General features: G+C 66.1%; 8 protein-coding genes. 1 reads left to right on the top strand and 7 read right to left on the bottom strand.

What is annotated here, in order from left to right:
* The 4 genes from MJD61_21060 to MJD61_21075 all read right to left on the bottom strand — a co-directional run.
* Positions 1-746: hypothetical protein (locus tag MJD61_21060; GenBank protein ID MCG8557748.1), on the bottom strand; the 746-nt coding region annotated here is incomplete at its 3' end.
* Positions 747-750: 4 nt separating this feature from the next.
* Positions 751-2,190, bottom strand: coding sequence for a DUF1501 domain-containing protein (locus tag MJD61_21065; protein MCG8557749.1), 1,440 nt, complete (start codon positions 2,188-2,190; stop codon positions 751-753).
* 11 nt (positions 2,191-2,201) lie between these two features.
* Positions 2,202-4,079 (bottom strand): DUF1549 domain-containing protein, encoded by a 1,878-nt coding sequence (locus MJD61_21070; GenBank protein ID MCG8557750.1) that lies wholly within the window; start codon positions 4,077-4,079, stop codon positions 2,202-2,204.
* 23 nt (positions 4,080-4,102) lie between these two features.
* Positions 4,103-4,873 (bottom strand): hypothetical protein, encoded by a 771-nt coding sequence (locus MJD61_21075; GenBank protein ID MCG8557751.1) that lies wholly within the window; start codon positions 4,871-4,873, stop codon positions 4,103-4,105.
* Positions 4,874-5,110: 237 nt separating this feature from the next.
* On the opposite strand from MJD61_21075, the gene MJD61_21080 reads away from it, so the two are divergent.
* Positions 5,111-5,494, top strand: a complete 384-nt coding sequence (locus MJD61_21080; protein ID MCG8557752.1) for a hypothetical protein — start codon at positions 5,111-5,113, stop codon at positions 5,492-5,494.
* Here MJD61_21080 and mnhG read toward each other — a convergent pair.
* From mnhG to MJD61_21095, 3 genes are all read right to left on the bottom strand, one after another.
* Positions 5,462-5,806, bottom strand: a complete 345-nt coding sequence (gene mnhG, locus MJD61_21085) for a monovalent cation/H(+) antiporter subunit G (protein ID MCG8557753.1) — start codon at positions 5,804-5,806, stop codon at positions 5,462-5,464. The genes MJD61_21080 and mnhG overlap by 33 nt on opposite strands.
* Positions 5,803-6,318: a Na+/H+ antiporter subunit E gene (locus MJD61_21090; protein MCG8557754.1), complete on the bottom strand. Its 516-nt coding sequence runs from the start codon at positions 6,316-6,318 to the stop codon at positions 5,803-5,805. Before MJD61_21090 ends, mnhG begins: the two co-directional genes overlap by 4 nt.
* Positions 6,319-6,436: 118 nt before the next feature.
* On the bottom strand, positions 6,437-7,087 hold a 651-nt coding region (locus MJD61_21095; GenBank protein MCG8557755.1), incomplete at its 5' end, for a single-stranded DNA-binding protein.

Genomic DNA, 7,087 nt, shown 5'->3' on the forward strand with positions numbered 1-7,087 from the left:
CCGTTGCGGTTCAAGTCGCCCTGGACCACACCGGCCGAAAGCAGCTCCTGCACGTCGTCGTCCTGATAGGGACGCACTTGACCGAACACGTGCGTTCCCCCGTCGAGCACCCACCAGCGCGTGCGGAAGCTGAAGTAGACGAGGTCCCGCACTGCGCCCTGATCCACAAAGCTTCTCGCAAAGCTCCCCTCCAACCATTTGCCGTTGCGCTCCTGCGCAGGCAACGGCTCCGCAACGTAGAGGTGCAGTCCCGGTGTGTTCGCGCCCGGTTGCTCTGGAATCATGTCACCCGGACCCGGAACGACTTCGACGTGGCCGATCTCCACGCCCCTGGCGCCATCCAGCTTGAAGCGATCGCCCGCTTGCTCGCAGCGGTCGTACACGCCCTCGAGCGAGCCGGCTTGCACGTTGCAGGGAGCACCGATCGTGGCGGCGAAGTTGGCGGGTGTATGCAGGTCGGGATACTCCTTGCTGTTGTGGCAAACACCACCGATTGGCCCGCATGTGCGCTGAATGACCTTGGCGTGCAGATCGAAACCGGTTTGTAGCTCGCGCTGCGCCTGAAGGACGGTCGGATCGCTGCCCGCATAGGGGATCGGCATGACGGAATCGGCCAGCGGCGGGCGATCCGGCGCGAAGCCTATTTCACCCTCCAGGCTGGGGTCGCTGAGCTCGCGCGTGCATCCCCAAAGCAGCGCGAGCGCGACGCACAAGCGTATCGAGCCTTTTTGCCCGGGTACCGTCACGGGATCACAGCCACAGGTCATCGAAGGGCGCATCCGCCGGAAAAAACTCGCTGTGATCGCAACCCAGCAAGTCCATGAGCGTCTTGAGCACGGAGCGGTACGAGTAGATCTTGCCGCTAGCCTCGAGGTCGGAGGGACGGGTCGCCCCGAGCGATCGACCAGGCCGGCCGATCGCGCCACCCATGAAGGGCATCGACATCCAGCGCGTGGCAAGGTCGCCGCCGTGATCGCTGCCTTCTGCAGAGTTGAAGGGGCTGCCCCGCGCAGTGCGGGAGAACTCGCTTCCCAGCACCACGAGCGTATGCTCCCAGTACCTGCCCCCGGCGGGATGGTCCATGGTCTTGAGCGCCCACTCGAGCCCGCTCAGCAAGCGGTTGAGCTCGACCATGCGTTCCGGCAGCCGCTCGCGCTCGCCCGAATGCATGTCGTAGCCGCCCTGATCGAGGTAGATCGCAGGACTTCCGAAGTGAAACAGCCGCAACGCGAGCCGCACCCCGCGGGCCGCGCCCGAGTCACCGAAGACTTCCTCGAGCTGCCTGTTGGACACGTTGTCCACGACCTGCGTGGAGCGGGCGCGGACTCGGAGCAGCTCGCTGGCGAAGATCTCGGCGTAGGCCTTGGTTGCCCGGCGTGTCTGCATGTAGGCGTCGACCGTGCGCTGCAAAGCGACGTGCTGGCGGTCCCGCATGCTTGCGTCCAGATCTACGCTCAGTGCGCTGGTCCAGCCAGGCAGCGACCGGTCGGTGGCCAGACGGAATCGCTCGAGTCCGTTGCCACCGAGCACGGGCGGCCGGTGCGCGGCGTACTTGCCCCGGCCGCGGCCCATCCCCGATCCACCGAGCACGAAAGCAGGCAGCTCTACCCGGCCCGCAGCCCCTGCTTGCGCGAAACGATCGCGCAGGCCGTAGTTGATCATGGTAAACAGCCCCGCCGGTCCGTTGACATGACCCGTGTACCAGCGCTCGAGTGCCGTGGTGTGGTTGCCGTCCGCGCTGCCGGCGAGCGGCTCGTGATCGACGCAGGGGATTACACTGAGCTGGTTTGTGATCTCGGACACCGGTTTGACACCCAACGCGCGCAGGGCTTCGCCCGCTTGCTCGGTCAGGTAGGGGGCCTGCTCGAGCAGCCGGCCCGGGCCCCATTCGGTACCGGGAGCAGGCGACTGCATGGCACCAAACGGATTGAACCGACCATCGACCCGTGCGTTGAAAGCGACCTGAAAGCGAAACCCTCCGGAGAGACGGATGTACAACAGGTGCTTGAGCCGGCCTCGCATGGAGCTCTGCGCATACAGCGATCGTGGAATCCACACGTGAGGCGCAGCGGCGACCCCGGCAAGACTGCGGGCGGCGGTTGCGAGCAGCCAGCGACGCCCCCTGCGGACGCCAGGCCGCTCGCCGTCGCTTGCGTTCGCGCGTAAGTCCCTGGTTGGTGCACGGCTCATGGTCTTTGGCATCAATAGAAAAGCATCTCGCCGCTCGAAAGAAGCGCATAGCAAACCGGACGCGCGTACATCTCCGCGGTGCAGGGCTTGGGCAGGCAGGCGTCGGCCCCGGCCCTTGCCCAGGCCAGCTCGTGGGGCGCGGCCGGGCGCCCGAAAAACAGCTCGAGCTGGTGGCTGAAGATGCGCTCGCTTGTAGCGGCGTCGAGAGCAGACTGGGGCTCGATCCCGGCCGGCAACAACCTGGTCAGCTCGGCGCCCTGCTCTGCGGCGCCCTGCTCTGCGGCGCCCTGCTCCGGGACCAACAGGGGATCGCACACCTGTTCTACGAAACTCTCCTGGATCGCCGTGGTCAGGATGCTGATCGTCTTGAAACGCCCGCCAACGTCGTTGTCCGGACAGCCGCCAAGCGTGCGGGCAAGATCGCGATAGTCTGAATCGATCTCACCCTCGCTCGTCAGCTCCCAACGGCTCGCGTGAATGAGCGCGAGCCCGCTGAGGCTGCCCTCGCCCAGGAAATCCTCGGGTTGGGCGATGCGATGATCGCACGCGGACAGCCTGAAGCCGGTCGCACGCGTGATGGTGTCGATCCAGGGCTCGACTTGCACCTGCTTGAGCGGACCGTACGTGAAGCGATGCGCGGTTGGTGTCGCGCCCGTGCTCGATTGCAGGTACACTTGCGAGGTGGCTACCGCGTAATGCAGGGCGCGTAGGTCGCCGTTGTGCTCGATCAGATAGCGTGCCAGCTCCTGGCGAACCGAAGGCGCGTCGATACCGAGATCGTAGCCGAGGTATTGGCTAAGAACCCGGCCGACCGCCTGCTCCCAAAAGGTGCTCTGACTGGCGAGAATGCGGCCCGGGAGCTGCAGCGCCTCCCATTCGGAAGGACGCAGCAGTCCGCTCCACATGCGACCTTCTTCGTCGGCCCTGAGATCGGGCACCAGCGTGAGCTCGTTGAAGCCCCACAGCGTGCTCGTGCACTGACCGGCGGCGCCGGGATCCGATTCCCCTTTCGGGGGCAGGCAGCGATAGCGAATGAACGCGTCCGGCAGCCGCTGGAGCAAGACCGGGTGGTCGTAGTAACCACTATCCCAGAGCGTGTACAGGCGCGCCAGGTCGCTGCGTTCGTTCGAGTAGGGAGGCCGGCCCATGAACAGGCTGAAGACAGCTTCGGCGCGATCCGCCGCGCTGTCGTAGCGGCGTGTCACGACCGGATGCGCGCTCACGACGGCTGCAAACTGGTCGTAGGAAACGAGCCCCCGATACAGCTTGCCAACCAGATCGTCCATGTCGAAGATGCGTTCCACGCTTATGCTCTCGTTGTGGTAGCGCAGCAGGTCCGCCCAGCGTCGCTGACCGAGCTCGACAAACTCTTTCTTGGCCAGCAGCTCGTCCACGACCTGACCCCAGGGCCTGCCTGCGCATGTCAGCTCGGCCTCGCCAAGGGGCGGCAGGTAGCCCACCAGGTCGGCGAACAGCCGCCTGCATGCCTCGTGCATGAACACGGGTCGGGTGTCGAGACCCACTCCCCACAGGCTCGGGCACAGGCCCCGGTCAACCGGATTGTCGAGCCCCAGAGATGCGCAGTAGGTTCTGCAGGCAGCGTCGCAGTGAGGGCTCGCCCCCGTTGGCGGCCGCGCGACAGCGGCTGGTAAGGTGTCGACGCTTCCCGAGCCCGCAAAACGACCGTCCGTAACGGGCGGCCCGTTGCCCACCAACTGCCCTGGACCGCGTGCGGGATGGGTCGAGTCGAACGCGAGCTGGGGTTGACCGCATCCGGCGGCGCTCAGGAGCACGAGCAAGCCGAAGTACGCGAATCCGCGCCAACGCGCTGCTCGTGCGATCCGACACCCGCAAACGTAGGATCTCCTGCTCGTCGATGACGCTACCATGGTCGCCACGCGTAAAGCCCGCGCTACAGAGCCGCCTCCAGAGCAACGAACAAGCTCAGGCGAGTGAGGTTCGCGTGGCGCTTCCTATCGAAGTCGACGCTGCCCACCTGCTCGCTGATCCGGAACAACGCGACCTGCGCCCACTGCATTGCGACACCGGCCCGCAGCGCGACGCGCCGGCTGAAGCGATAGCGCCCGGCGAGCTGCGGCCCCGCAAAATAGCCCAGTCGGGGCAGGTTCCATGCCCCGACGCCCTGGCGCTGCAGGGCCTTGATCTCCTCCTCGAAGCTGCCTCCAGGTAGCAGCACCACGAGCCCCGCCTGCGCACCCAACACGAGGTCGAGCTGCCCGTGAAGCTCGAGCGCGTAGTCGAGCTGCCCGATCAGATCGAACATCGGACCGAGCTGCAGGACTTCCGGCTCCTCCTTGCGGTCGTCCTTGCGCGTGTACTCGTAGCTTCCCAGGTACCGGATGCCGGCGCCTACGCGAACGCGCGGGACCCACGGGACCAGCACCCACAAGGACGGAGCGAGCAGCCCTTGTCCGGCGAAGTCGTACTCGTGCTCCTCGACCAGGATGCTGCGTCGCTCGCGACCGTGCATCGACCCCTGGTCGGAGTAGAGCTCGAGCCCGGCAACCAGAACCCAGGGGGCGACCTGCCCGGCACCGCGCTGCTGCGCGGCGGTTCGTTGCTGCGCGGCTGTGGTCCGCCGTTGGGCCTCGGCCTTGAGAGGCAGGCACAGCACGGCCGCAGCCACCAACAGCTCGACGGCACGTATGCGAGCCCCGGTCACGACTCCAGTCCTATCGGCCCCGAGCCGGGACAACTTGACCCCTTGTTGCGGATGGGATCGGTCACGCTCTGTGCGGCTGAGGCCACCCGGTGAAGGTCTTGCGCGCTTGCGCGCCGGCCTCGGCTGGGCTAGGAGCCCGTCGCAGGAGTCCTGGATGGTCGGGGCCTGCAGCGGGGGTACTAGAGCGGCACCAGACGCGCGGGCGGCCAAGCGGACTGCTGGACCCGGAGGGACGCGGTGAGACCGGGAGCAAGCTCGGCGGGTTACGATGCAGGCTGGCGCTCTTCCGGCGGCGCCCCATGCCTCGTCCAGGATGCTCGCATCGGGAAATCGCTAGCCGCCGCCCTGGGTGCGCTATTGTCTGTCGCCGTCTTTGGCCCGGGCTGCGGCAACACCCGCTCAGGCCGGCGCCTGTCGGAAGAAGAGCTCAAGACGGCAGTGTCCAGCCACAACCGCAGGGCCGAACGCAGTCAGCAGGTGGAATGCAGACGCATCGCGATCACCGGCAGCCGAATCAAGAAAAGGGTCTGCCAAACCGTTGGTGACCGAGAGCACCGCAGCGACCGCGATCAAGAGGAGATGCGCCGCTTACAGCGCTTCCGGCCTTCCGACCCCGGCTGAGGTCGGAGCGGCATCGACCTCGGCCGCCAAGCCGTGAGCGTAGGCCGCTTTCACCAAAGCGTGGGCGGCGGTAGGGCTCGTGACAAAATAGAAGAGCCCGATCAACGCCAGCTTCAAGCTGGGCTCGCTCAGGCCGCTTTGCAGCATCAACCCCAAAAGCACGAGTACCGTGCACAACGTATCGGTCATGCCCGCCGCATGCATGCGCGAGTAGAAGTCCGGAAAACGAAGCACTCCGGCGCCGCCCAGAAGTCCGACAGCTACCCCTCCCAGCAGCAGGCAGCCGCTCACGGTATCGATGGCCAGGCTCATGACGTGCCGCCCCTGCCTGCTGGCAACTTGGCGCTACCTTCCAGCCAGCTCACCATGCGATCCATCGCGCCCGTTTGGAGCCCCTCCGCGGCGTTTGTCGTGACCGCATGCACCAGCAGCTCACCGTCACGCAAATCCAATGTCACGGTGCCGGGCGTGAGCGTGATCGAGTTGGCGTAGATCACGTAGCCGAGCTCGGATCGCTGGCTCGCCTTGACCCGGATCAGCCGGCGGCGAAGCAACGAAGGATCGAGCACGGCCCTGGCGACATCGATATTCGCTATGACCACCTGCCAAAGCAGCCAGGGCGCGTACAGGAGCGATCTCCAGCTCACTTGGTAGGGTGGATTCTCGTCGTCGATCAGCCGCATCCTCAGGGCCAACAGGACCACCGCCAGCGACGAGGCGATCCCCGAGCCCAGAATGAAGCGGTGATCCAGGCTGTAGTGCCCCGACCACGTCACCCAGCAGATGATCAAAAGCACCCACGTGCCCCAAGCGCGCAACAGCATGGGCCGTACTCTGGCACCGCTCGCGAACCCCTGCAACGGTCGGCGCTGCGGCAACGGTTCGCTCAGCCTGCGATTTGTTCGGCTAGCTCGCACCAAGGCTTGAAACCAAGGCTCGAAGCTAGAGCTGGATGCCTAGATCGCGCAGCTGAGCCACGATGACTTCGGCCCAACCTTGGTTGGCCTTGGGACTGGCGGGGCTCGGGTGCAGGATCGTGCCCACGCTCACGTCCAGGCCGCGCAGCGCCTCCCTGGCGCGGCGTTCGGCAAAGCCGCCCACGCCGATCACCCATTGCGGCGAAAGCAGCTCGATGGAAGCTCTGAGCGCTCGATCGCACGACGCAAACAGGCAGCCACGCTCGCGGGCCGGCAACCGGTCGGGCGTGTGGTTGGCCCCGCTGTCGCGCACAAACGAAAGCGGACAGTAGTTGGCCACGAAGAAACGGGAGAAGAAGCGCTCTGGGGTGCCGAAATGGGCATGGGCCCAGCCCCAGAGCCGTTGGCCGCTGACCTCGCGGCGCGCGCAAGCGAAACCCATGATGGGTCGTTTCGGATGCACGCGAGCCGGTTGCGCGACGGTTACGTCGATCCCGAGCCAGTCGCGCACCAGCACGACCTCACCGAAGGGCACACCCGTTTGGGCCATTCCCCAAGGTCCAGGATTCATGCCCACGAGCACGACCTGCTTGGCTCCCGCGCCATACCGAGTTAGGTAGAGCTCGTGGGCCGCGCGAGCGTAGCCCAGGGGGTTGTACACGAATTGCACCGGAGG

This window comes from Pseudomonadota bacterium (genome assembly GCA_022361155.1).
Lineage (GTDB): Bacteria > Myxococcota_A > Polyangia > Polyangiales > JAKSBK01 > JAKSBK01.